This window comes from Microbispora sp. NPDC049125 (assembly GCF_040802045.1).
In the GTDB taxonomy this organism is placed as follows: Bacteria; Actinomycetota; Actinomycetes; order Streptosporangiales; family Streptosporangiaceae; genus Microbispora.
Map to the genome: position 1 here is coordinate 237,327 of NZ_JBEZDW010000007.1, position 23,150 is coordinate 260,476.

Consider the following 23,150-nt stretch of genomic DNA (forward strand, 5'->3'; position numbering starts at 1 on the left):
GGTGTGTCCGCGCCGGCCCCAGGTACGAGCGACAGGCGGCCTCAGCCCTTGACCGGCTTCGTCTTCGAAGCAGATCCAGGCGCCGTTGGCCGCCGCGGATCTTCCACCTGCGGCCAGACCTCCTTCTTCCACACCTCGATCACAGCTTCGTTGCGCTCGATCGCCCGCCGGGCGGGCCGCTGACAGGACCAGCCGTTACGCCGCAGCAGGTACCACACCCCCTGGACGGTGTAGTCGAGGTGGAACTTACGGCCGATCAGCGTCTTGATCCGCATCAGCGTCCAGCGCTGGTCGGCGAACCCGTGCGCCAGCGGACCGCGTTGCAGTTCGGTCTCCAGCCGGGCGAACTGCGCCGGGCTGAGCCGGGGCAGCGCGTGCGGGCCTGCTGAGGCCAGCGCCGCCGTGCCGCCCTCACGCCAGGCGCGCCGCCACCGCTCCACCGACCTCTGGGTGACCCGCAACGTCCGGGCCACCGCCGCGTTCGTGACCCCCTGCTCGAACATCTCGGCTGCGCGCAGCCGTACCTCCTCGCGGCGCCGCTGCTCCTGGGGGGTGAAGCCGCCGCCTTGCGCATACCGCACACCCCGGTCATACAGACCAGATCGGCCCTCGTCAGCTCACCGACAAGACCCATTTAAGTTCCGTAATCTGGATTCACGCTTGCGACGGGCTGCGGGGCCGGAGGTGTCCGCCGTGCCCGTGGCCGGCCCCTTGTCGAGGCTTTAGCTGTTCAGAGGGCCCAGGTCTGGCCGTCGGGGGTGTCGGCGACCTTGACGCCGAGGTCGGCCAGCTCGTCTCTGATGCGGTCGGAGGCGGCCCAGTCAGCCGCCGACCGGGCCCGCTCCCGCTGCTCCAGCAGCTCGCCCGCTCCCGCCGGGAGCACCGGGATCCTCCCGATGTCGGCCGGCAGGTCGAGCGCCAGGATGTGGTCAAAGTGCAGGAACGTCTCGAACTTCGCCCCGGGCGGGATCTGCTCGTCGCGTTCGAGATCGCGCAGCAGCCGCAGAGCGAGGGGGGTGTCGAGATCGTCGTCGAGCGCCTCCTGGATTCGCGTCTTGTACCCCGCCTCGATGGGGCGGCTGGGAGACTCCGCCCACTCCGCCACCCGCCTGCGCCACCGCCGCAGCGTCCGGTCGGCGGCGTGCAGGGTGTCCCAGGTCAGGTTCATCTGCTGCCGGTAGCGGTGCTCCATCAGGGCCAGCCGTACGGCGAGGGGGTCGATGCCGGCCGCGGCGACGTCGGAAAGCAGCACGACGTTGCCGGTCGACTTGGCCATCTTGCGGCCCTCGAAGAGCAGATGCTCGCCGTGCACCCAGTGGCCGACCACCTCGTGACCGGTCGCGGCGTTCGACTGGGCCCGCTCGTCCTCATGGTGCGGGAAGCGCAGGTCGATGCCGCCCGTGTGGAGGTCGAACCGGTCACCGAGGAAGCGCAGCGACATCGCCGAGCACTCGATGTGCCACCCGGGGAAGCCCCTGCCCCACGGCGTCTCCCAGGTCAGCTCATGATCGGCGGGCTTCCACAGGGCCCAGTCGGCGTGGAAGCGCTTGCGCTCGTCGACCGCCTCGATGCGGTACGCCGGCTGCAACTGGTCCAGCCGGTTTCCGGAAATTTCCCCATAACTGGGGAAGGACGCGGCGTCGAAGAACACCGATCCGTCCGGTACGGCGTACGCGTGGCCCTTCTCGATGAGCCGGGCGATCAGTTCGATCATCAGATCGATCGTTTCGCTGGCCCTGGGGGAGTGCTCCGGCGGGCGCATGTTGAGCGTGAGCGTGTCGGCCTGGAAGGCGTCCTCGTAGAACCGGGCGATCTCCAGCGCGGACCGGCTCTCCCGCCGCGCCTGCGCCAGCACCTTGTCCTCGCCGGCGGGGTCGGTGTCGGAGTCGTCCACGAGGTGCCCCACGTCGGTGACGTTCCGGCAGGTGACGACCCGCAGGCCCTTCCGTTCCGCGACCCGGCGGATCAGGTCGGCGAGCAGGTAGGACCGCAGGTTGCCCACGTGGGCGTGGCGGTAGACGGTCGGCCCGCAGGTGTACATCCGCAGGATCCGGGCCCCCTGGGGGACGACCGGCTCGACCTGGCGGGCGCGCGTGTCATAGAGCCGCAGCATGCTCCGAGCCTATGCCGTGCCCCGCGCGGCGTGATCGAACGCCGTCCCGGCAGACGTGCCGTCGCTGACGGACGCGCCGTGCACGCGGAGACGCCGTCAGCTCGGGTACGCCGTCAGCTCGGGTACGCCGTCAGGACAGGAAGCGCACGATGTCCCGGTCGCCCCGCTCGCGTAGCCGTTCGAGCACCTCCTCGCGGGAGGCCCCCTCGGCCAGGCCGATCCTGGCGCCGATCAGCCGCAGCCCCTCGGCCTCCGACGCCACGGGCGCCGTGTAGCCGATCAGGTGCAGCGCCTTGTTGAGCGTGGGCAGACCGGCCGACGCGGCCGGCAGGAACCGGGTGAGCAGCTCGCCCCCGTCGGAGACGGTGAGGAAGACGTGGTCGCCCTCCGAGGCGTTGTAGTTCGCCAGCACCGGCCTGATCGAGCCGATCGTGGGCTGGTTGTGCCAGCTGATCACCACCTCGCCCGCCGCGGTCGACACGGTGAGCTGCCCGCCGGGCGCCATGCCGAGATGCGCGGCGAAGCCGGTCGGCAGCGGCGACCCCGAGCCGCGCAGGTGCTCGGCGTTGACGTCCACCCGGTGCCACCAGCGGCCGTCCCTGCTGCGGAAGCAGCGGCGGGTCATGGACACGTCGCGACGTGGCTGGTAGGGCCCGCTCTGATCCTGCCCGGCGACCTTGATCCAGCCGCGCTGGGTGCGCTCGAAGCCCGGCCCGCCCGCGTACGCGCGGATGGAGCTCTCGGTCACGTCGTAGCGGGAGGTGAGGCTGTCGACGATCGTGTTCACCGACGCCTCGCCGCCCGAGCGCTCGATCTCCCGGCCGATCATCTCGCGGATGCCGAGATACTCGTCGCCGCCCCAGCGCCGCAGGCCGTACTTGTTGCGGTCGAGCCGGATGAAGCGCTCGTCCCCGGCGAGCTGGTTGCGTATGCCGACGAGGCTGTAGTCCTCGCCGATCCGGGCCTGGATGTCCTCCGGCGCGAGCGGGGAGCCGGCGACGGCCAGCACGGCCTCGGCCTTGTCGTTGACGCTGCGCGGCCACGGCACCACCTGGCCGTCGAGCACGCGCAGCTGGGGCACCGCCCCCAGCCATCGCTCTCCCACGTCCTCGCGGATGCCGAGCTGGGCGACCATCGACACGGCCTCGTCGAGGGGCTGGGGCCCGTCGCCGAACAGCTGCCGGGTCTTCTCCCTGAGCTCGTCGGCGCCTCCCGCGACCAGCCAGCCGTCCACCTGCTCGTAGCCCGTCAGCAGCGTGCGGACGAACCGCCAGGCGGGGATGGCGAGGGTGGTCAGCTCGGTGCGGTGCCACGGGACGGCCGCGGCGAGGTCGTCGGCGGGGGCGGCGGAGCCGAGCCGGGTGCGCAGCCAGGACAGGTGCGCGTTGAGCGGCGCGGCGTCGGGGCCGGCCAGCCACGCGGTGACGTGGTCGCGCAGGTCCCGTTCGATCTGGCGGATGCGCTCGCGGGTCACGGAGAAGCGCTGGGCCAGCTCGTCGAGCGTGGCGCGCTGCGCGGTCTGGCCGGGATGCTGGGACGAGTCGAAGTAGAGGCGGTCCCTGGCGATGGCCCGCTGCCGGTCGTCGAGCCTGGCGAAGATCTCGTCGATGACTTCCGGGAGAGGACGCTCGGGCAGGGCGGGAGGGACCGGCGCGCCGGCGGCCTCCTCGTCGGGCTCGGTGGCCAGCAGGCGGTCGATCACGCCGGTGAAGAGCGCGTGGACGCTCTCGCGAGGCCCGGGCGTCTGGAGGCTTTCGGCCGGGTCGGTGAACCTGAGCAGCGGCATGATGTCTCCGAGCGTCAGGTGCGCCCAGCAGGCGGTGGTGAGGTCGGCCAGCCGCGAGGCGACCTGGGCGGTTCCCACCGCCGCGCACGCCCGGTCGAGCGGGAGCGCCTGCCACCACGCGTCGGGCAGACCGGGGTCGCTCGCGATCGGCTCCACCTGGCTGGGCGCGGTCCAGCGCAGCGGAGGCACGATGTCGCTAAGGCTCAGATTCATGCAGGTCCAACCGGCAAGGGGAAAATATCCGCAGTTCAGACTAGGGGATCACACCGGCAGGAAGGGACTCGCCCGGCCGGAATAGGACACGTAGAGCAACTCGCCCGCCCGCGTGCACGCCACGTAAAGCAGCCCCCGTTCTCGTTGCCGATCGTTCGCCCGGGCCGTCGGGTCCTCCTCGGCCGGGGTCAGCGCGTGAGGCGCCGGCACGATCCCATCCGTCACGCCTATCACGGCCACCCGGCGAAATTCCAGACCTTTCATCCCGTGAAGCATGGTTACTTTGACCGTGATGCCCGCTTCGCGAAGAGCGGTGCGGGCGGTTCTGACGAGATCGGCGGTGCGCGCGGTGACTCCGATCTCGGTCGCCGGCACCCCCTCCCCGATCCACGCCGCGACATGGGTGACGAGCCCGGCGATCTCCGCCTCGGGGGTGACGTACCCGCGGACCACCGGGCGCAGGCCGGGCCGCCCGACGGCGCGGTAGCCGTACAGCCCGGCGTTGCCCGCGACGAGGCCGTCGGCCGGTCCGCCGCCGCGCAGCCGCACCCCCCAGGAAAGGATCTCCTGCGGCAGCCGGTAGGAGATCGTCAGGTGGAGCCGCCTGGCGCGGATCCCTACGTCGTCGAGCGCGGTCCGCGCGTCGAACATCCGCTGGTGGGGGTCTCCGACGACGAACAGGTCGTCGGGCGCGTCGGGCACCGCCGCGCGCAGCAACCGCCACTGCGCCGGGTGCAGGTCCTGCGCCTCGTCGACCACGATGTGCCGGTACGGCTCCCGCCCCGGCGCCTCGTCGCCGAGGAGGTCGCCGACGGACCGGCCGAGCAGGCCCGCCGCCTCGGAGGCGAGCTGGAGCAGCGTCCGGCGTCCGGAGGCCCGCAGCCGCTCCATCACGTGCTGGACGGCGTTCCAGACCAGCTCCCGGGAGTCCGGGTCCAGCGGCACGCCGCGGCCGGGGCGGGCGGCGGCCTGGTACTCCTCCAGCGTCCGCAGATCCTGCGCGAGGATCACCTGCTCCCACTCCCGCAGCAGGAACGCGGCGCCGAACCGGTCTCCCGCCGCCTCCCGCCACAGCTCCGCCAGGTCTGCGGCGCCGACCAGGGCGGGGGAGCGGCCCTCGGCCTGCGAGACCAGGCGGTGGGCCAGGCGGTCCACGTTCCCCACCTCGACCCGCTTGCGTACGACGTCGTCGTTGATGATCATGTTGAGCCGCGCGGACAGATCGGACGCGAGGCTCTGCGAGAAGGTCACCAGCAGGACCGGGCCGGCGGCCGCCCTGGCCAGGTGGGCCGCCCGGTGCAGGGCGACGATCGTCTTGCCGGTCCCCGCGCCGCCCGTGACCAGCACCGGCCCGTCGTAGCTCGCCCAGTTCGCGTACGTGTGCTGCGGCGGGTGCAGGAACGTGCACCAGTGCGGCATCGTCAGGATCCGCGTCAGCTCCTGCTGGTCGGCCGCGAACACGGCCTGGTCGGGGCTGCGCCGCAACGCGGCGGCAAGATCGTCGGGGTCGATCGAGTCGGCGGCGGTGGAACGGCAGCGGTCCAGCTCACGCCAGGCCGCGCCCAATGAGCCGCCACGGGCGAGCGCCGCGAGAGGAGCGGCCTGGCTCTGCGGCAGCAGCGGCTCCACCGCCGTCAGGTGGCTCTGCGACGTCATCAGCCGGAGCAACGGCAGCAGCCGGTGGTCGATCCCGACGGCCAGCAGGTCGGTGTCGCAGAACCGGTCGAACAGCCGCCGGTCCGAGCTCAGCGCCGCCCTGCTCAGGGCGGGCTCGACCCGTTCCAGCGCCTCCGCGTCCCAGGTCTCGACCACCCCGATGGCCGTGTTCACGCCGAACCTGTGCCGCTGGGCGTACGACCACGCCTCCGCGTCCGGCAGCACGGTCAGCAGCCAGTAGACGTCGCTCTGCCGTACTGCCACGCCGCGATGGCGGTCGGCGAGCCGTAGCGTCGCGACCCGCGGGTCCCGTCCTCCCCGCACACGCTCCGGGTGCGGCGCGGCGGGGGAGCCGTTCAGGAACCGGCGGACCGAGACGACGGCGTCCCGCCGCACCTGCCGGGTCAGAGTGCCGAGCCCCAGGGTGAACTCCGGGGAGATCGCGAGCCGGGGCACGGGGCTATCCCAGCAGGGACAGCAGATCGCGGTCCCCGCGTTCACGCAGCCGCGCGAGCAGCTCCGGCCGGCTGACCGGCCCCGCCAGCCCGATCCTCGTCGCGATCACACGTACGGCCTGGTCTTCTGTGCCTCCGGGCGCGGTGTAGCCCACCAGCCGGAGGGCGAGGCTCGTCGGGTCGCCGCCTTCGGCCGCCGGCAGGTGCCGCACCCGCAGCATGCCCTCCTCCGACAGGGTCAGGAAGATGTGACTGCCCTCCTTGGCCGCCACCTCCGTGAGGATCTGCCTCAGCGATCCGAGCACGGGCCGCGCGTGCCAGGCGAGCGCGACGTCACCGGCGGCGCTCCGGACGGTACGGCTGTCGCCCGGCGTCAGGCCCACGTACGCGGCGAACCCGGTCGGCAGGGACACCTCGCCGCCGTCGAGGTGGGCGCCGGTGACGTCCACGCGGAGCCACCACCGCCCGTCGGGCTGGCGGAAGCAGCGCCGCGTCAGCGCGACGTCCTTGAGCTGCCCCTGGTGCCGCTCCGGCTGGCCTTTCTGTCCTCCTGGAGCCTGTCCTCCTGGAGCCTGTCCTCCTGGAGCCTGTCCTCCTGGAGTCTGGCCTCCGGGAGGGCCGGGCTCCTTCCACGCCGCGCGGGCTTGGGGCTCCTGCGGCTCGGCGTCGGCCGACGGCGGGTGCGCGCCGTTGAGGCCGCTGCGGACGCGGAGCTGGGGGACGCTCTCCAGCCACTGCCTGGCCACCTCCGGCCGGACGCCGAGGGAGACGACCATCTCCAGCGCCTGCCGTACCGTCGGGGGCCGCTCGGTCCCGGCGATCAGGTCCCGCGTGCGCTCCCTCAGCTCCTCGACGTCCCCGGCGACCAGCCAGTCGCCGCTGACGCGGTAACCCGGGAGCGTTGCGACCACGAACTGCCAGGCCGGCACCTCCAGGGAGCGCAGCTCGCGCCGGTGCCACTCCGCCGCCTCGACCAGCAGCGCCTTCGGCGCCGCCGTTCCCAGCCGGTCGGCGAGCCAGGCCAGATGCGTGATGTACGGCGCGGCCTCGGGCAGCGTGAGCCACCCCACCAGCCTGGTCCGCAGGCCGCTCTCCAACTGGTGGATGGCCTCGGGGGAGACGGCGAGCAGCTTGGCCAGCTCCTGCACCGCCGACGGCGCCTCCGTGAACACCCGGTTCTGGGCCACCATCCAGGTCTGGTCGTCCAGGTCGGCGAAGGCCGCGTCGATCAGGGCCGGGAAGTCATAACCGGCGGGCGGCTCGGGGACCACCGCGGGAACGGCTCCCGGCACGCCTCCGTTCGGGGACGCCGCCTCCAGGTCCGGCTCGCCGAATCCCGCGGCGACACCGCCCTGCTCTTCCCGGAAGTCGTCCCCCGAGTCCTCGACGTCGTCCTGTTCGTACGCGTCGTCCCGTTCGTACGCGTCATCTTGGTCGTCGGCGGTCGCCTCGTCCTCGGCGATGTCGTCGTCCGCTTCCCCGATGTCGTCCTCGGCGGAGTCTTCGTCGGCCTCGTCGGCCTCGTCGGCCTCGTAATCCTCGTAGTCCTCGTCGCCGGCGTCGTCGTCTTCCGCGCTCTCGTCCTCCTCGTCCCCGGCGTCGGAGTCGTCTTCGGCGATGGCGTCTTCTGCGAACTTTCCGTCTTCCGCGTAGTCCGCGTCGTCCATGTCCTCGGCGTCGGCGTCGGCGTCAGCGACGGCCTCGGCGTCGTCTTCCGCGCTCTCGTGCTCTCCAGCGGCGTCGGCGTCATCGGTGAAGTCCTCCGCGACGGAGTCTGCGACGGCGTCCGGGGCGTCGTCCCCGGCGTCGCCATCCCGCTCCAGGGTCGCCGCGAGCGCGGCCTCAGCGAGGACGACATCGCCGGACGGCGCCTCGGCGGGCTCCAGACCCTCCAGGCCGGCCCCGGCGGGCTCGGCACGCTCCAAGGGCTCCCCGGCGTCCCCGGGGCCAACGGCACCCAAGGCGCCCACAGCGGGGACGCCTCCGGCACGTTGGGGAGCCCCTCCGTACGGGTGGGACCGGTGCGCGACGGGCGGCGACAGCCGTACGAAGACGGCGCCGAACAAGGCGGTGAGCACCGGGCGCGCCTTGACGAAGGGCTGATCGGCCAGCTCCCGGCCGGAGAGCGCCAGCAGGCCGGGCCACGACCCGGCGCGGTCGAGCGCGATCGCGACCTGGGGGTCGTCGGCGTCGTCGGGGTCGAGCACGTGCAGCGCCGGCAGCACGTCGCCCACGGCGGCGGCGGGCCAGTGGCTCAGCGCCAGGTCCGTCAGCAACTCGCCCAGCGCCTCGGCGTCGATCACGGCGAGTACGCGGTGCAGCGGCAGGCTCCGCCACCAGGCGTCCGGTAACCCCCGCTGCTCGGTGAGCGGTCGGATCAGGGCAGCGTCACTCCAGCGCAGTGGTGGCACAAGGTCACTCAGGCAGAAGTTCATGCGTTCCCCATCACTCAAAGACCAGACCATAGTCTGGCAAATCGCCCAGGCTTAGTGGGAGTTTGTCAGTGACGGACGGCGGCGAACCGCAGGCGTACGTAGTCGGCCATCCAGCCGGACTCGTGCCGCAGCGCGGGGGCGGCCAGCTCGTTGACCCTGCGGAGCAGCGGCTCCACCGTCGCCACGGGCACCCGGTCGAGCAGCGAGCCCGCGAACATCCGCACCCAGTCGGCCGCGCCGTTGGGGCACTCGTCGAGCTGAGTGGGCCGGTCGAAGTACTCCAGCAGCCGCACCGTGAAGCCTCCGTTCTCCAGCCTCCTGGCGTACTCGGCCGGGCTGGGGAAGAACCAGGGCAGCTCGGGCTCGCGCAGGCCGTGTTCGCGCCACGCGGTGAGCATCGCGGAGGTCAGCGCCGCGCAGTTGCCGGCTCCGCCCATCTCGGCCACGAACCGGCCGCCCGGGCGCAGCGCCATCCGGACGCAGGCGATCACGGCGTCCGGGTCGCGGCTCATCCAGTGCAGCGCCGCGTTCGAGAACACCGCGTCGTACGGCTGGGCGACGGTGAAGTCGTGGCCGTCGCCGACGGTGAAGTCCAGGCCGGGATGCTGGGCGATGGCCGCCTCGATCATCGACTGGGAGCCGTCGATTCCCAGCACCTGGGCGCCGCGGGCGGCGATCTGCGCCGTCAGCACGCCGGTGCCGCAGCCGAGATCGAGCACCCGCTCACCTGACTGAGGGTCGAGCAGCTCCAGGAGCGGCGCCCCCTGCGCCGAGACGTAACCGAAGGAGCTGTCGTAGGCGCGGGCGTTCCACCTCATGAGACTAGGGGTTTCGTACCGCAAGATCGGCTCGCATTCTGACACATCGTGCCCGGTGTCCGCGTTACCGCGATCTCATGCACACTTCTGAGATTGCTGAGATAACGACACACTTTACGGCTTCGTATGCCCGCGCGAGATCTGCCCGCCTTGATAGGGCTTCCCGGGATCCGGGAAGCTCGAATCAGCCCACAGTTTGGGCCCAGTGCGCCTTGAGGTAGGACTTGGCTGCGTCCTGCTCGGGGATGGTGAGGATCACCGGCGCGCCGGACGCCGGAGGCAGCTTGGCGGCGGCGTCCCGGTCCATCCCGCCCCGCATCTCCATGCCCTCCATGCGGGCCGGCCGGGCGTACGCCTTGAGGAAGAGGTTCTGGCCCTCGTCGGACAGCAGGAACTCCTCCCACAGGCGGGCGGCGGCGGGGTGCGGGGCGTCCACGTTGATCGCCTGCATGTAGTACGAGGCCAGCACGGCGTCCTTGGGGATCGTGACCCGCCAGTGGCCGCCTTCGCGGGCGGCGGCCCGCGCCGCGTTCATGTAGTCCCAGTCGAGCACGGCGGTGGCGCGGTCGGGCGTGCCCAGCATGCCGCCCTTCTTGAGCCGGGCGAACAGGTCGACGCCGCGCGCCGCGTCGGGGTGCCCGCCGCTGATCGAGGCGGCCATGACCCCGCTGAAGGCCGAGGCCATCCGCAGCGGGTCTCCCGGCAGCGCCACCTGGGCTCCCGGCCGCGCGAGCGCGGCGAACGACGAGGGCGCGGGGACCTTGCGCGAGTCGTAGCCGATCGACATGTAACCGCCGTAGGCGGCGTACCAGCGCCCGTCCTGGTCCTTCAGCGGGTCCGGGATGTCGGCCCAGCCGGTGACCCGGTACGGCGCGAACCGCTTGGCGTTGGCCGTCGCCACGTCCATGCCGAGGTCGAAGACGTCGGGGGCCTGCCCGCCCCGCAGACGGTTGGCGAGATCGATCTCCTGCCGGCTGGCGGCCTCCGGTGAGAGCGACACGACCTTGATGCCGTACTTGTCGGAGAACCGGTCCATGATCTCGCCGTAGCCGACCCAGGTGCGCGGCAGCCCCACGACGGTGAGGGTGCCTTCCTTCTTGGCCGTCTCCACCAGCCGCTCCATGGTGGCGAAGCCGGCGCTCAGGCTCGCCGCACGCGGGTTCACGGGAGGCAGCGGCTTGTTCTCCGCGGGCGGCTTCGAGCACGCGGCGGCCACGGAGGCGAGCATCACCACTACAGCACAGGCACGTATGGTCACGCTGAGTATGTTCCGTGACCTCCGGCCGCCGATCGAGGAGCCACGCGGCGCATTACCCGCGCCGCACGCGCCGACCGCCGGGACATTACGCGGGGGAGGGCCTCGCGGGAGGCGGCGGCACGACCTTGGCGGCGGCCAGCGTCTCCTCGGCGATCTCGACCACGGTGCCGTCGCGCTTGCGCACGGCGAGCACGCCGTCGCTCCAGGACTCCAACACGCCGACGACGTCGCGGAAGCCTTCGGGCACGCTCCGCCGCACGGTCACCCGTCGCCCCACGTCAGCGGGGGTTACGGCGACCACCAGCCGCGCTCCGAGGTGAGGGCCCACAGTGATTCGCCCCCTCCTGTTCCGGCTACCCGACGCGCACCGCAATACTAGGGCTAGCAACCGCGGTCGAGTCGTGCAACCCAGAAGGAGCCCGAGGTGACGTACGTCATCGCGCAGCCTTGCGTGGACGTCCTGGACAAGGCGTGCATCGAGGAGTGCCCCGTCGATTGCATCTACGAGGGCGAACGCATGCTCTACATCCACCCTGACGAGTGCGTGGACTGCGGGGCCTGCGAACCGGTCTGCCCGGTAGAGGCGATCTTCTACGAGGACGACCTTCCCGAGCAGTGGAAGGACTTCTACAAGGCCAACGTCGACTTCTTCGAGGAGCTGGGCTCGCCTGGCGGCGCCTCGAAGGTCGGGAAGATCAACAAGGACCACGCCGTGGTGGCGGCGCTCCCGCCGCAGGCCGAAGACCACTGATCGACGCGTTGTCCGGCGATCTCACCCCTCCGGCTGAGATCGCGCGATGACGGGGACCCATCGGGCGGACGACGCTCGATGGGCATCCGTTGGGACTGGGGGATTTTCTTGATCGCGTTGCCGGATTTCCCGTGGGATCGGCTCACGCCGTACCAGGAGCTGGCCAGGTCGCACCCCGGGGGGATCGTCGACCTGTCGGTCGGCACGCCCGTCGACCCGGTGCCCGCTGTCGCCCGCGCCGCGCTGGCCGCCGCCGCCGACAGCCCCGGCTATCCCCTGACGTACGGCACGCCCAGGCTGCGCGAGGCGGCCGCCGGATGGCTGCGGCGCCGGCACGGCGTGACGGTCGACCCGGCCGCGATCCTGCCGTCGATCGGCTCCAAGGAGCTCGTCGCGTGGCTGCCCACGCTGCTCGGGGTGGGGCCGGGTGAGCGGGTGGTCTTCCCCGAGCTGGCCTACCCCACGTACGACGTCGGCGCCAGGCTCGCGGGTGCGGAGCCGTACGCCGCTGACGGGCTGCTGGGGCTCGGCCCGGAGCGGGTGCCGCTCGTCTGGGTGAACTCGCCGTCCAACCCCACCGGGAGAGTGCTGCCCGCCGAGCACCTGCGCAAGGTCGTGGCGTGGGCGCGCGAGCGGGGCGCCGTCGTGGCGTCCGACGAGTGCTACATCGAGCTGGGCTGGGAGAACCACCCCATCTCCGTCCTCCACCCCGACGTCTGCGACGGCTCCCACGAGGGCCTGCTCGCGATCCACTCACTGTCGAAGCGGTCGAACCTGGCGGGATACCGGGCCGCCTTCGTCGCGGGAGACCCGCGGCTCGTCCAGCGCCTGCTGGAGGTGCGCAAGCACGCGGGCATGATCATGCCTGCCCCCGTCCAGGCGGCGATGGCGGCCGTGCTGGACGACGACGCCCACGCCGAGGAGCAGCGGGAGCGGTACGCGCGCCGCAGGGCGGTGCTGCGGCCGGCCCTGGAGCGGGCCGGCTGGCGGGTCGAGCACTCCGAGGCGGGGCTGTACCTGTGGGCCACCGACGGCACCGGCTGCTGGGACCAGCTCCGTTCGCTGGCCGAGCGGGGCATCCTGGTCGCGCCCGGCGAGTTCTACGGGGCCGCCGGACACGGCCACGTACGCGTCGCCCTCACCGCGACCGACGAGCGCGTCGATGCGGCGGCCGCGCGCCTCCAGTAGGATCGCGCGCCATGACGACAGTGATCGTGCTCTTGGTGAGCCTGGCCACGATCGTCGTCGTGCTCGGAGCCCTGGTGGTCACCGCCAGACAGGAGCGGGAGCCCGCCCCGCCGCCCCGGCGGCCTCCGGGAGAGCCCGAGCCCGCCGTCACGGCGGTCGACGACGACGCCGGCTACTTCGACCCGAGGTCGATCATGCTCGGGGACACCGTCTACGTCGAGGCCGCCCGCTACCGCGCCATCGGGATCCTCCACCTGTCCATGCAGGGCGACCAGTGGACGGAGTACCTGCTCGACGAGGGGGCGCGGCGCTACAACTGGTTATCCGTCAAGGAGCGGGCGCCCCTCGCCGAGGGTGAGGCCCGCCACCTGGAGGTCCTGCTCTGGACCGACGTGCCGACCCAGGGCATGGTGCCCGCCAAGCACATGCTGATCGTGGACGGCGTGGAGTTCCACCCTCTGGAGCGCGGCACCGCCGCCTTCCGGTCCGAGGGGATGACCGGCCTCCCCGACCGCGGCCTGCTCGACTACGCCGACTACCGCGCTCAGGACGGCCGTGTGTTGTCGTTCCAGCGGGTGCAGGGCGGCCAGTGGAAGGCGTCCTACGCACGGGCCCTGACCCCCGGGTCGATCCGCGTGGAGCGCCTGCCCTGATCGGGCGGGTAGGTTCTCCTAGGTGAATCGGCGTCTGTCCAGAACAGCCCTGACCGTCATGGTCATCGTGGTCCTGCTGACCGCCGGAATCCTCTACGGGGCCTACCACGTGATGAAGAAGGCCCAGCCGTTCGCCCTGGGTGAACACTGCCTCATCAAGACCTCCGAGGGCACGCTCGACATCGACATCGACCAGGCGCAGGTGGCCGCGACGATCGCCGCGGTCGCGGCCAAGCGGGAGCTCCCGGAGCGGGCGCTGCAGGTCGCCTACGTGACCGCGATCCAGGAGTCGAAGCTGTCCAACCTGCCGTACGGCGACCTCGACTCGGTGGGGGTCTTCCAGCAGCGGCCCTCCCAGGGCTGGGGGACGGTCAAGCAGCTCCAGGACCCGGTCTACGCGACCAGGAAGTTCTTCACCGCCCTGGTGAAGGTGAAGCACTACCGCACGATGCCGCTGCACGAGGCCGCCCAGGCGGTGCAGAGGTCGGCCGACGGCTCGGCGTACGCGCAGCACGAGGTCACGGCCCGGATCCTGTCCGGGGCGTTCACCGGGCGGGTCCCCAAGGCGGTGCACTGCTGGTACCCCCCGGCGGACAAGCCGGTGAAGCCGCAGACCGCGGCGGCGCGCAAGCAGCTCCTGCGGGCGCTCGGCGACGACTCGGCGGTCAAGCGAGGCTGGCTGGTCGCGGAGTGGTACGTGGTGCACGCGCAGAAGTACGGTCTGCGCCAGGTCCGCTACGACGGCGTGTCCTGGAGCGCCGCCACCGGGCACGACGGCTGGTTGAAGGACGACAAACCCGCCAAGTCCGTCCAGGTGGCGTGAGCGGCCGCCGGGCGGCCCGTCCACTAAGGTCGGGAGCATGCGGCTTGACCTCGCGCAGGATGTGCGCTCGCTGACGGCACGGCTGGTGGACATCGAGTCGGTGAGCGGCGGCGAGAAGGAGCTGGCCGACGCCATCGAGGAGGCGCTCCTCCCGCTGCCCCACCTGACCGTACGGCGGGACGGCCAGAGCGTGGTGGCCCGCACCGAGCTGGGGCGCGCCGAGCGCGTGGTGATCGCGGGCCACATCGACACCGTGCCCGTCGCCGGCAACCTGCCGAGCCGGGGCGAGGGCGACCTCCTCTACGGATGCGGCACCTCCGACATGAAGAGCGGGGTGGCCGTGCAGCTCAAGCTCTGCCTGCTGGAGCGCCCCAACCGGGACGTCACCTTCGTCTTCTACGACTGCGAGGAGATCGAGGCCGAGCGCAGCGGCCTCCTCCGGCTCACCCGCGAGCACCCTGATTGGCTGGCCGGCGACTTCGCGGTGGTCATGGAGCCGACGAACGGGCTGATCGAGGGCGGCTGCCAGGGCACGCTGCGCGCCGACGTCACCGTCCGGGGCGCGCGGGCGCACAGCGCGAGGTCGTGGGAGGGCCGGAACGCGATCCACGGGATCAAGCCGGTGATCGACATCCTCGGCGGCTATGAGGCCCGGCGCCCGGTGGTCGACGGGCTGGAGTTCCATGAGGGCCTCAACGCGGTCGGGATCCGGGGCGGCGTGGCCGGGAACGTGATCCCGGACGAGTGCGTGGTGACCGTGAACTACCGGTTCGCGCCGGATCTCACCCTCGATGAGGCGTTCGACCACGTCCGGGGGGTGTTCGAGGGCTTCGAGGTCCGGATGACCGACGGCGTCCCGGGCGCGCGCCCCGGGCTCACCCATCCCGTGGCGGCGGCGTTCGCGGCGGCGATCGGGGGCACGCCCAAGGCGAAGCTCGGCTGGACCGACGTCGCGCGGTTCTCCGCGCTCGGCATGCCCGCCGTCAACTGCGGCCCCGGCGATCCGAACGTCGCCCACACCAGCGGAGAGCACGTGCGGCTGGACACCATCGTGGACAGCGAGCGGCGGCTGACCGGCTGGCTGACCGGCCCCCTCTGATCCCGGAGGCTGGAGGCACAAAAGAAAGTGGCTTTCCTCGCCGGCCATTTGGCGGGGAAAGCCACTTTCGTCCCGAGCAGCACCCTCACCTCTTAGACGGGACGTCGGCGAGAGCCGGTTCCGCCGCAGCGGCAGGAATTTCAAGATTTCTTCATCCGGGCGACGGCCGCCCGTGGGGCGGCGTGTGCCACCCTCGGGCGTGCTCCGGAAGGCTCCGGGCACCACTCCGTTCCCGTTAGCGTGATCGCATGAAACACGACAGACCCGAGCGCCGCCAGGGCCCCTCCCTGATGCGCGGCGGCCAAGTGCCCGACTCCACCTACGACCAGCGGCTCCTCGACCGCAAGGGGCCGACGGGATGGCTGCACGAGGACCCGTGGCGGGTCCTGCGCATCCAGTCCGAGTTCGTGGAGGGGTTCGGGGCCCTCGCCGACCTTCCCCCCGCTGTGACCGTGTTCGGCTCCGCCCGGACCTCCGGCGACGCCTCCGACTACGAGCTGGGCGTACGGGTCGGCGCCGCCCTGGCGAAGGCCGGCTACGCGGTCATCACCGGGGGCGGCCCCGGCGTCATGGAGGCCGCGAACAAGGGCGCCCTCGAAGCGGGCGGGGTGTCGGTCGGGCTCGGCATCGAGCTGCCGCACGAGCAGCGCCTCAACGACTACGTGGACCTCGGCGTCGAGTTCCGCTACTTCTTCGTGCGCAAGACCATGTTCGTGAAGTACGCCAGCGGCTTCGTGGCCCTGCCCGGCGGGTTCGGCACGCTCGACGAGCTGTTCGAGGCGCTGACCCTGGTGCAGACCCGCAAGGTGACCTCGTTCCCGGTGATCCTCATGGGGTCGGGCTTCTGGGAGCCGCTGATCGAGTGGATCCGGACCACCCTGCTCCGGACCGGCAAGGTCTCCGCGCAGGACGTCGACCTGATCTCCGTGACGGACGACCCCGACGAGGCCGTACGGCTCATCGTGGAGTCCGACCGCGGGCGCGACGCCGCCCACCGCGAATCCTGACCACCCGATACGGCCAAGGCCGTACGGCTCATCGTGGTGTCCGGCCGGTACCGTGGTGGCGGGAAAGAGGGGGTCGCGTGTTCGTCTGCGTGTTCTGTGCGTCCAGCCAGAAGATCGACCGTAAGTACGTCGAGCTGGCCCGGCAGGTGGGAGAGGAGCTGGCGCGGCGCGGTCACGGGCTCGTCAGCGGCGGGGCGATCGTCTCGTGCATGGGCGAGGTCGCGCGGGCCGTCCGCGCCGGTGGGGGCCGCACGATCGGCGTGATCCCCCAGGCGCTGGTGGACATCGAGATCGCCGACACCGACTCCGACGAGCTGATCGTCACGAGTGACATGCGGGAGAGGAAGGGCGTCATGGACGCCCGGTCCGACGCCTTCCTCGTGCTGCCCGGCGGCATCGGCACGCTGGAGGAGCTGTTCGAGATCTGGACGTCCCGCGTGCTGGGCCTCCACGAGCGGCCGCTCGTGGTCCTCGACCCATGGGGCCTGTACGCGCCGCTGCGCGTGCTGGTCGACAGCCTCTACGAGCAGGGCTTCACCCGCCCGGACGTCTACGACGGGATCTCCTGGGCCACCACGGTGGAGGAGGCCCTCGACCTGCTCGGCAAGCCCGCCCCCCATCTCCGCCCGACCGGCGAGGAGCTTGGCGAGTCGTAGCGGCGGGCCGCCCTGGGAAACTCCTGGGGATAGTGCGTTATCTGGGCGGTTTGCCCCCTTATGCCGTTACTGTGGTCAGTCACCCGCGGAAGCCGAGGCTTTCCCCCGATACGACCGCAGGGAGTCGTTCCATGTACGGCCAGGTCAATCACCCGGCGAGCGCGCCGCATCCTCCCAGCGAGGAGATCCTCTCCTCGGAGCCGGGCCCGCGGGCGCGGCCCCGGAGCAGGCGGACCGCCGTCATCGCCGCCTCCGCGCTGGTAGCCCTCCTCGCCGCCGGCGGCGCCGGTTTCGCGCTGCTGAACGGCGACGGCGGCTCCTCCAAGGGCCCGGCCGCCCCGGCGGCCACCCAGCCGACCGCCGCCGACCAGGAGGCCGGTGGCGACCAGGGTGATGACCAGCAGGCAGGTGACCGGCAGGCGGCGGACGGCGACGGCCCGGCCGCGGGCGGGAGCGACGCGAACGCCGGTCCGGGCACGGATGACAGTGCCTCCGGCCAGGGCGCGAGCGGTCCGGGCGGCAGCGGCGGCTCGGGCGGCTCGGGCGGCTCAGCCGCCGCGGGCGGCGGATCCGGCGCCCGCACCGACTCCGGGAAGAACACCACGGCGCCCACGAAGAAGCCCCAGGGGAGCTCGGGCGCCGGCGACGGCGTCCCGTACTCCGCCGCCGACGGCCCCGAGGGGACCGTCCCCGGTCAATGCGCCAAGAGCGGGTGCTAGCCGATGCCCGGCACGCTGACGGGCCACGAGACGCCGACCTGCCGTGCGACGCCTGCGGGCGACGTGCCGCTCAAGGGCCCGGGACGTTTCAGGCGGGTCTCCGGCGCGCCGTCAGGCGAGGCCGCGCCGGGCGAGGGCCGGCGGCCGCAGGCCGAGGAGCGCCTCGGTCATGTCGAGGGCCTGCCGTACGGGATGTGTGGTTCTGAACACGTTCGCGCCCGCCCAGGCGTAGGCGGCGGCCGCCGCGATCGCCTCCGTCTCGTCGTCGGGGAGGGTCACGACGACGGTGTGGCCGGTCGCGACCAGCTCCGCCACCTCACGGAGGGAGCGCGCCTCCACCCAGCCGGGCTCGATCACGTCGGCCGGCCCAATCACACGCGTCATGCCTTCGATGCTCCCATGCGCTCCACATGTGGCACGATTCGTATGTGCTGGTCGTACTCGTCATCGCAGGCCTCGCCGTTCTGGCGTGCGTGGTGATGGTCTCCCTGGGACACGGCGGCGAGATGGCGGAGTTCCAGCCCGACGTGCCTCCCCTCGGGCTGCCGGCCGCCGGGCAGCTCACCGCCGCCGACCTCATCGCGCTCCAGCTGCCGCTCAGCGTGGTCGGCTACAACACGCAGAAGGTCGACGAGACCCTGCAGCGGGTGTCGACCGCGCTGAGCGAGCGCGACACCCGGATCGCCGTGCTGGAGCAGCGCGTGGCCGAGTTGCTCGCCGGGCGGCTGCAGGCGCGGCAGGAGGCCTACGCGCGCCCGGCGCCGCCGCCGCGCACCGAGCACCAGCCGGAGATTCTGCCCCAGGGTCTCGCGAACGGCTGGGAGAGTGACCGGGCGGACGCCGAGGAGACATGGTGACCCGCTGCGCCTGGGCGACTTCGGCGCCCGACTACATCGCCTACCACGACGAGGAGTGGGGCCGGCCGGTCCACGGCGACGACCGCGTCTACGAGCGCGTCACGCTGGAGGCGTTCCAGTCGGGCCTGTCGTGGCTGACGATCCTGCGCAAGCGGGAGAACTTCCGGGCTGCCTTCGCCGGGTTCTCGATTCCCGCCGTCGCCGCGTTCGGCGAGCCGGACGTCGAGCGGCTGATGGCCGACGCGGGCATCGTGCGCAACCGGGCGAAGATCGAGGCGGCGATCGCCAACGCCCGCGCCGCTCTGGAGATGCCCGGCGGGCTGTCCGCGCTCGTGTGGAAGTACGCCGAAGACCCGGGGGAGGCCCCCAAGGGCGGCGACATCCCGGCCCGTACGCCCGGCTCGACGGCCCTCGCCAAGGAGCTGCGCAGGCACGGCTTCCGGTTCGTCGGGCCCACCACGGCCTACGCGCTCATGCAGGCCATCGGCCTGGTCAACGACCACGTCGCCGACTGCTGGGTGCGCGAAGCGGTCAGCGGCCTTCGAACCGCGGCCGCTCCTTGCTGAGGAACGCCTTGGTCGCGGCCAGATGGTCGGACGTGGCCGCCAGCTCGTCCTGAAGTTCCGCCTCACGCTCCAGCGCCTCCGCCAGGGGCCGGGAGGCGGCGTGGTCCAGCGCCCGCTTCGTCGCACCGTACGCCCGGGTGGGGCCCTGCGCGAGCCGTACGGCGAGCTCGCGGGCGGCGGAGGCGAGCCGGTCCGCCGGGACGACCTGGGTGACCAGCCCGATCTCATGGGCGCGCGCCGCCTCGACGGTCTCGCCGAGCAGGAGCAGCTCCCTGGCCCGCGCCGGGCCCACGAGCCGCTGGAGCGTCCACGAGGCCCCCGAGTCGGGCCCGAGGCCGATCCCGCAGAAGGCCATCGCGAACTTCGCGGTGTCGGCGGCCACCCGGAAGTCGCACGCGAACGCCAAGGATGCCCCGGCCCCCGCCGCCACCCCGTTGACCGCCGCGACGACCGGCTTGTCCATGGAGGTGACGGTCAGCACGATCGGGTTGTAATGATCGCGCACGGTGTTCGCCAGGCCCAGCCCGCGCTCCAGGTTGCCGGCGTGCTCACGCAGGTCCTGCCCGGCGCAGAAGGCCCGTCCGGACCCGGTGAGCAGGACGGCGCGCACCGCCTCGTCGCCGGCCGCCCGCCGCAGCGCGGCCAGCAGGTCGGCCTTGACGGCCGCGGTCAGCGAGTTCATCGCCTCGGGGCGGTCCAGGGTGATCGTGGCGACGGCCTCGTCGACGTCGTAGATCACGGTCATCTCAGGGTGCTCCATCCAGGTTGTGGTCGACGAACGCGGCGGCCGCCGGCAGCAGACGGGCGGCCTCCTGCTCGAAGAAGGCGCGGGCCTTGTCGCCCGGCCAGCCCGGCGGCAGCAGGTCGGCGGGGAGCCCGGGGTCGCGGAACAGGAAGTTCCGCCAGCCGTGCACCAGCCTGCTGCGGACGCCGAACACCAGGTGGTCGGGCGCCCCGCCGGGCAGGGACCCCACCAGGTCGACCGCGCTGGCCAGCCAATCCTCGTACGCCCTGGCGATGCCGTCCAGGTCCCACGCGCGGGCGACCAGCTCGCGGGGGTCGCCTTCGAAGACGGCGTCGAACCGATGGGCGGGCACCCGGAGCGCGTCGAGCTCCGGGGAGGGGTGCGGACCGATCCACGTCGTCTCGGTGAGCGGGGCGTACCCCAGGAACGACAGGTCGGCCCGCAGCCGCTCGCGCCGGGCCCGATCCCGCACCGGCTCCAGGACGAGCATGTGCCACCGTCCCGTCCACCGCGTTCCCCCCACCCGGTAGACCCGGGCGGCCGCCTCGTCGAGGCGGCGCTCGCATTTAGGGGTGACCGCATATCCCGGCCCCTGCGGGAGCCGTACGGGATCGAGCCAGCCCTGACGGACCATCCGCGAGATCGCGGTGCGGACGGCGGGGGCCGCGATGTCCAGCGGCGAGAGCAGCCTCACGAGCGCGGCCACCGAGGCGCGGCCGCCGCGCGTGCGAAGGTGGTCCCCATAAAGATCGAAAAGCGCGGCTCGGGCGTTCATCCCACCCAGTGTGGAGTCAGTGGTGGTCCGCCCACAATGCGTGCGGGGCCTCATTGATCCACTGAACGGAGCCAGGACGTTACCTTTTTGAGCTCAGAGGCGGGATAATAGAACATCACAGAAACGTGAATACGCCGGTTACCCTCCGGGGCGGCCGACAACGCGGGAAGGGATACACGCATGGCGGCGATGAAGCCGCGGACCGGTGACGGTCCGCTGGAGGTCACCAAGGAAGGACGGGGCATCGTCATGCGGGTCCCTCTCGAGGGTGGCGGCCGACTCGTCGTGGAGCTGTCGGCGGACGAGGCCAGCGCCCTCGGTGACGCGCTCAAGAAGGTGGTCGGCTAGTTTCAGCCGGCCCGTTCGATTTCGGCCCTGGCGGCGGGGTAGCCCGCGCCGGGGCCGCTCTGTTGGAGGTGCACGTGCCCATCGAGACGACCCTGGCATTCGCCGCCGAGCCCGCGGCCGACGCGGAGCTGGTGGCGATTCCCTTCGGGCCGGATCTGGCTCCCGCCGTCGAGCTGCCGATGCCCGCGGGCGCGCTGCTCGCCCACTACGAGGCCAAGGGCGAGCCGGGGGAGGTCGTCGACGTTCCCGTCGCGATGGGCGAGGGTGTCCGCCGCGTGCTGCTGTACGGCACGGGCGACGGCACGGCGCCCGCCCTGCGCAAGGCCGGCGCTGCCGTCGCGCGCAGGGCGAAGGGCCGCAGGTCGGTGTCGGTCGCCGTTCCCCCGACGGGAGACGTGGCCGCCCTGGCCGAGGGCGCGCTGCTCGCCGCGTACACCTTCTCGATCGGCAAGGGCGGCACGAAGGCCGTCGAGGAGATCGTGTTCACCGGCGGCGAGGAGAAGACGCTGCGCAGGGGTGAGGTGGTCGCCCGCGCCACCGCCCTCGCCCGCGACCTCGTGAACACCCCCTCCTCCGTGAAGACGCCGGCCTGGCTCGCCGAGCAGGCCGCGGCCGTCGCCGCCGAGTCCGGCCTCGGCGTACGCGTCTGGGAGGGCCCCGAGCTGGCCGAGTTCGGCGGCATCCGGGCCGTGGGGCAGGGCTCGGTGAGCCCGCCCCGCCTGGTGAGCCTCTCGTACGCGCCCGAGGGCGCCGGCACCCATGTCGTCCTCGTCGGCAAGGGCATCACGTTCGACTCCGGTGGGCTGTCGCTCAAGCCCACCGAGGGCATGAAGACGATGAAGACCGACATGGCGGGCGGCGCGGCGGTGATCGCCGCGATGAGCGCGCTCGCCGCCTCCGACGTCCCCGTACGGGTGACCGGCCTGGTCGCGTGCGCGGAGAACTCCATCTCCGGTACGGCGCAGCGGCCCGGCGATGTGATCACCCAGTACGGCGGGCGCACGGTCGAGGTGCTGAACACTGACGCGGAGGGGCGGCTCGTGCTGGCCGACGCGATCGCGTACGCCGACGCCGAGCTCGACCCCGATGTGGTGATCGACGTGGCGACGCTCACCGGGGCCGCCAAGGTGGCGCTCGGCGGCACCATCGCCGCCGTCTACGCGACCGACGAGTCGCTGGCCGCCGCGCTGCTGGCGGCGGGAGAGGCGAGCGGTGACCGGCTGTGGCGGATGCCGCTCGTCGAGGACTACCGCGACATGCTCGACTCCGACGTGGCCGATCTGGCCAACGTGGACAGGAAGATGACGGGCGCGGCCGGCTCGGTGGCCGCCGCGCTGTTCCTGCGGGAGTTCACCGGCGGCAGGCCGTGGGCCCACCTCGACATCGCGGGCCCCGCACGGGCCGGCGCCGACGACGCGGAGATCACCAAGGGGGGCACGGGCTTCGGGGTGCGGCTGCTGCTGCGCTACCTGGGGGCGTGAGCCACGCGGCCGGTCAGGCGAGCTTCGCCGCGGCCAGGAGGCCGTCGCCGAGGGGCAGCATCAGCGGGCGCAGCCGCTCGTCGTTCCTGACCAGCTTGCCGAGCTCGCGGACGGCCACCGTGTCGGGGTCGCGCTGGGTGGGCTCGGCCACCTGGTCGTTGCAGAAGGCGTCGCCGAAGATCACCACACCGCCCGGGCGCAGCAGCCGTACCGACTCGGTGAGGTAGTCGCAGTACTCCTGCTTGGCGGCGTCGCAGAAGACCAGGTCGTACCCGCCGTCGGCGAGGCGGGGCAGCACGTCGAGGGCCCGGCCGCCGATCAGGCGGATCCGGCTGCCGGAGAACCCGGCCTCGGCGAAGGTCTGGCGCGCCATGCGCTGGTGCTCGGGCTCGACGTCGACGCTCGTCAGCGTGCCGTCCGGCCGCATGCCGCGCAGCAGCCACAGACCCGAGACGCCGCAGCCGGTGCCGACCTCCACCACGGACCGTGCGCTGACCACGGTCGCGAGGAAGCTGAGCGCCGCCCCGCATCCGGGCAGGATCGGGTGCGCTCCGACCTCGATGCCACGCCGGCGCGCGGACCGCAGGAGGTCGTCCTCCGGGACGAACTCCTCCGCGTACTCCAGGCTGGCCGGTGTCGCCATCGGACTCTCCTCCCCTGCTCACCTTGGACGCCCTGCTTCATCTTGGACGCAGCCTAGGGGAGTCGGCCCGGAACGGGAACTCACGCCACAACGGGGACGTTGCAC

Annotated in this window: 24 protein-coding genes; 12 read left to right on the forward strand and 12 right to left on the reverse strand. The window is 72.3% G+C overall.

Features of this window, described 5'->3' with window-relative positions; all coding sequences use genetic code 11:
* Nucleotides 1-41: 41 nt before the first annotated feature.
* The 8 genes from AB0B72_RS11730 to AB0B72_RS11765 all read right to left on the reverse strand — a co-directional run bounded on the left by AB0B72_RS11730 (nt 42) and on the right by AB0B72_RS11765 (nt 11,062).
* Nucleotides 42-581: a winged helix-turn-helix domain-containing protein gene (locus AB0B72_RS11730; protein WP_367738564.1), complete on the reverse strand. Its 540-nt coding sequence runs from the start codon at nt 579-581 to the stop codon at nt 42-44.
* Nucleotides 582-730: 149 nt separating this feature from the next.
* Nucleotides 731-2,113, reverse strand: a complete 1,383-nt coding sequence (cysS, locus tag AB0B72_RS11735; RefSeq protein ID WP_367738565.1) for a cysteine--tRNA ligase — start codon at nt 2,111-2,113, stop codon at nt 731-733.
* A 130-nt stretch (nt 2,114-2,243) separates the two neighbouring features.
* Nucleotides 2,244-4,112 carry a sigma factor-like helix-turn-helix DNA-binding protein gene (locus AB0B72_RS11740; RefSeq protein ID WP_367738566.1) on the reverse strand — a complete coding sequence of 623 codons (1,869 nt, stop codon included), beginning with the start codon at nt 4,110-4,112 and terminating at the stop codon, nt 2,244-2,246.
* 48 nt (nt 4,113-4,160) lie between these two features.
* Entirely contained in the window at nt 4,161-6,224 is a 2,064-nt protein-coding gene (locus AB0B72_RS11745; RefSeq protein ID WP_367738567.1) for a UvrD-helicase domain-containing protein, read from the reverse strand.
* Between the two features lie 4 nt (nt 6,225-6,228).
* Nucleotides 6,229-8,676: a hypothetical protein gene (locus AB0B72_RS11750; protein ID WP_367738568.1), complete on the reverse strand. Its 2,448-nt coding sequence runs from the start codon at nt 8,674-8,676 to the stop codon at nt 6,229-6,231.
* 47 nt (nt 8,677-8,723) lie between these two features.
* Nucleotides 8,724-9,476 (reverse strand): trans-aconitate 2-methyltransferase, encoded by a 753-nt coding sequence (locus tag AB0B72_RS11755; RefSeq protein ID WP_367738569.1) that lies wholly within the window; start codon nt 9,474-9,476, stop codon nt 8,724-8,726.
* 184 nt (nt 9,477-9,660) lie between these two features.
* Nucleotides 9,661-10,734 (reverse strand): ABC transporter substrate-binding protein, encoded by a 1,074-nt coding sequence (locus AB0B72_RS11760; protein ID WP_367738570.1) that lies wholly within the window; start codon nt 10,732-10,734, stop codon nt 9,661-9,663.
* Nucleotides 10,735-10,819: 85 nt separating this feature from the next.
* Entirely contained in the window at nt 10,820-11,062 is a 243-nt protein-coding gene (locus AB0B72_RS11765) for a hypothetical protein (RefSeq protein ID WP_367738571.1), read from the reverse strand.
* A gap of 96 nt (nt 11,063-11,158) precedes the next feature.
* On the opposite strand from AB0B72_RS11765, the gene fdxA reads away from it, so the two are divergent.
* The 8 genes from fdxA to AB0B72_RS11805 all read left to right on the forward strand — a co-directional run bounded on the left by fdxA (nt 11,159) and on the right by AB0B72_RS11805 (nt 17,630).
* Complete coding sequence (fdxA, locus tag AB0B72_RS11770) at nt 11,159-11,485, forward strand: ferredoxin (protein ID WP_367738572.1); 327 nt, start codon at nt 11,159-11,161, stop codon at nt 11,483-11,485.
* A 108-nt stretch (nt 11,486-11,593) separates the two neighbouring features.
* On the forward strand, nt 11,594-12,673 hold the full coding sequence (gene dapC / locus AB0B72_RS11775) for a succinyldiaminopimelate transaminase (protein ID WP_367738573.1): 1,080 nt from the start codon (nt 11,594-11,596) through the stop codon (nt 12,671-12,673).
* A gap of 11 nt (nt 12,674-12,684) precedes the next feature.
* Nucleotides 12,685-13,326: a DUF4178 domain-containing protein gene (locus AB0B72_RS11780; RefSeq protein WP_367738574.1), complete on the forward strand. Its 642-nt coding sequence runs from the start codon at nt 12,685-12,687 to the stop codon at nt 13,324-13,326.
* Between the two features lie 22 nt (nt 13,327-13,348).
* On the forward strand, nt 13,349-14,149 hold the full coding sequence (locus AB0B72_RS11785) for a hypothetical protein (protein WP_367738575.1): 801 nt from the start codon (nt 13,349-13,351) through the stop codon (nt 14,147-14,149).
* Nucleotides 14,150-14,186: 37 nt separating this feature from the next.
* Nucleotides 14,187-15,248, forward strand: coding sequence for a succinyl-diaminopimelate desuccinylase (dapE, locus tag AB0B72_RS11790; RefSeq protein ID WP_367738576.1), 1,062 nt, complete (start codon nt 14,187-14,189; stop codon nt 15,246-15,248).
* 248 nt (nt 15,249-15,496) lie between these two features.
* Nucleotides 15,497-16,255: a TIGR00730 family Rossman fold protein gene (locus tag AB0B72_RS11795; RefSeq protein WP_367738577.1), complete on the forward strand. Its 759-nt coding sequence runs from the start codon at nt 15,497-15,499 to the stop codon at nt 16,253-16,255.
* A gap of 77 nt (nt 16,256-16,332) precedes the next feature.
* Nucleotides 16,333-16,911 (forward strand): TIGR00730 family Rossman fold protein, encoded by a 579-nt coding sequence (locus AB0B72_RS11800; protein ID WP_367738578.1) that lies wholly within the window; start codon nt 16,333-16,335, stop codon nt 16,909-16,911.
* A gap of 131 nt (nt 16,912-17,042) precedes the next feature.
* Nucleotides 17,043-17,630 (forward strand): hypothetical protein, encoded by a 588-nt coding sequence (locus tag AB0B72_RS11805; protein ID WP_367738579.1) that lies wholly within the window; start codon nt 17,043-17,045, stop codon nt 17,628-17,630.
* A gap of 111 nt (nt 17,631-17,741) precedes the next feature.
* Here the strand turns inward: AB0B72_RS11805 and AB0B72_RS11810 are convergent, their stop codons facing one another.
* The gene (locus AB0B72_RS11810; protein WP_367738580.1) at nt 17,742-18,014 is read right to left on the reverse strand and encodes a hypothetical protein; all 273 of its coding nucleotides are present in this window, start codon (nt 18,012-18,014) and stop codon (nt 17,742-17,744) included.
* Between the two features lie 44 nt (nt 18,015-18,058).
* Between AB0B72_RS11810 and AB0B72_RS11815 the strand changes: the two genes are divergently transcribed.
* Both AB0B72_RS11815 and AB0B72_RS11820 read left to right on the forward strand, forming a co-directional pair.
* Nucleotides 18,059-18,487 (forward strand): hypothetical protein, encoded by a 429-nt coding sequence (locus tag AB0B72_RS11815; RefSeq protein WP_367738581.1) that lies wholly within the window; start codon nt 18,059-18,061, stop codon nt 18,485-18,487.
* A complete protein-coding gene (locus AB0B72_RS11820) occupies nt 18,481-19,053 on the forward strand; it encodes a DNA-3-methyladenine glycosylase I (RefSeq protein ID WP_367738582.1) in 573 nt (190 codons plus the stop codon). Before AB0B72_RS11815 ends, AB0B72_RS11820 begins: the two co-directional genes overlap by 7 nt.
* Here the strand turns inward: AB0B72_RS11820 and AB0B72_RS11825 are convergent.
* Both AB0B72_RS11825 and AB0B72_RS11830 read right to left on the reverse strand, forming a co-directional pair.
* The gene (locus AB0B72_RS11825; RefSeq protein WP_367738583.1) at nt 19,019-19,813 is read right to left on the reverse strand and encodes an enoyl-CoA hydratase-related protein; all 795 of its coding nucleotides are present in this window, start codon (nt 19,811-19,813) and stop codon (nt 19,019-19,021) included. The genes AB0B72_RS11820 and AB0B72_RS11825 overlap by 35 nt on opposite strands.
* A complete protein-coding gene (locus AB0B72_RS11830; protein ID WP_367738584.1) occupies nt 19,800-20,573 on the reverse strand; it encodes a PaaX family transcriptional regulator C-terminal domain-containing protein in 774 nt (257 codons plus the stop codon). Before AB0B72_RS11830 ends, AB0B72_RS11825 begins: the two co-directional genes overlap by 14 nt.
* Before the next feature lie 180 nt (nt 20,574-20,753).
* Here AB0B72_RS11830 and AB0B72_RS11835 point away from each other — a divergent pair, with 180 nt between their 5' ends.
* Both AB0B72_RS11835 and AB0B72_RS11840 read left to right on the forward strand, forming a co-directional pair.
* Nucleotides 20,754-20,921: a DUF3117 domain-containing protein gene (locus tag AB0B72_RS11835; protein ID WP_076433904.1), complete on the forward strand. Its 168-nt coding sequence runs from the start codon at nt 20,754-20,756 to the stop codon at nt 20,919-20,921.
* A 74-nt stretch (nt 20,922-20,995) separates the two neighbouring features.
* Nucleotides 20,996-22,402, forward strand: coding sequence for a leucyl aminopeptidase (locus tag AB0B72_RS11840; protein WP_367738585.1), 1,407 nt, complete (start codon nt 20,996-20,998; stop codon nt 22,400-22,402).
* 13 nt (nt 22,403-22,415) lie between these two features.
* Here AB0B72_RS11840 and AB0B72_RS11845 read toward each other — a convergent pair whose 3' ends face one another.
* Nucleotides 22,416-23,045, reverse strand: a complete 630-nt coding sequence (locus tag AB0B72_RS11845) for an O-methyltransferase (protein ID WP_367738586.1) — start codon at nt 23,043-23,045, stop codon at nt 22,416-22,418.
* Nucleotides 23,046-23,150 lie beyond the last annotated feature (105 nt).

Coding starts and splice junctions, on each gene's coding strand:
- cysS (WP_367738565.1), bottom strand. CDS start 2,113: ATGCTGCGGCTCTATGACACGCGCGCCCGCCAGGTCGAGCCGGTCGTC.
- AB0B72_RS11740 (WP_367738566.1), bottom strand. CDS start 4,112: ATGAATCTGAGCCTTAGCGACATCGTGCCTCCGCTGCGCTGGACCGCG.
- AB0B72_RS11755 (WP_367738569.1), bottom strand. CDS start 9,476: ATGAGGTGGAACGCCCGCGCCTACGACAGCTCCTTCGGTTACGTCTCG.
- AB0B72_RS11780 (WP_367738574.1), top strand. CDS start 12,685: ATGACGACAGTGATCGTGCTCTTGGTGAGCCTGGCCACGATCGTCGTC.
- dapE (WP_367738576.1), top strand. CDS start 14,187: ATGCGGCTTGACCTCGCGCAGGATGTGCGCTCGCTGACGGCACGGCTG.
- AB0B72_RS11795 (WP_367738577.1), top strand. CDS start 15,497: ATGAAACACGACAGACCCGAGCGCCGCCAGGGCCCCTCCCTGATGCGC.
- AB0B72_RS11805 (WP_367738579.1), top strand. CDS start 17,043: ATGTACGGCCAGGTCAATCACCCGGCGAGCGCGCCGCATCCTCCCAGC.
- AB0B72_RS11810 (WP_367738580.1), bottom strand. CDS start 18,014: ATGACGCGTGTGATTGGGCCGGCCGACGTGATCGAGCCCGGCTGGGTG.
- AB0B72_RS11820 (WP_367738582.1), top strand. CDS start 18,481: ATGGTGACCCGCTGCGCCTGGGCGACTTCGGCGCCCGACTACATCGCC.
- AB0B72_RS11825 (WP_367738583.1), bottom strand. CDS start 19,813: ATGGAGCACCCTGAGATGACCGTGATCTACGACGTCGACGAGGCCGTC.
- AB0B72_RS11830 (WP_367738584.1), bottom strand. CDS start 20,573: ATGAACGCCCGAGCCGCGCTTTTCGATCTTTATGGGGACCACCTTCGC.
- AB0B72_RS11835 (WP_076433904.1), top strand. CDS start 20,754: ATGGCGGCGATGAAGCCGCGGACCGGTGACGGTCCGCTGGAGGTCACC.
- AB0B72_RS11845 (WP_367738586.1), bottom strand. CDS start 23,045: ATGGCGACACCGGCCAGCCTGGAGTACGCGGAGGAGTTCGTCCCGGAG.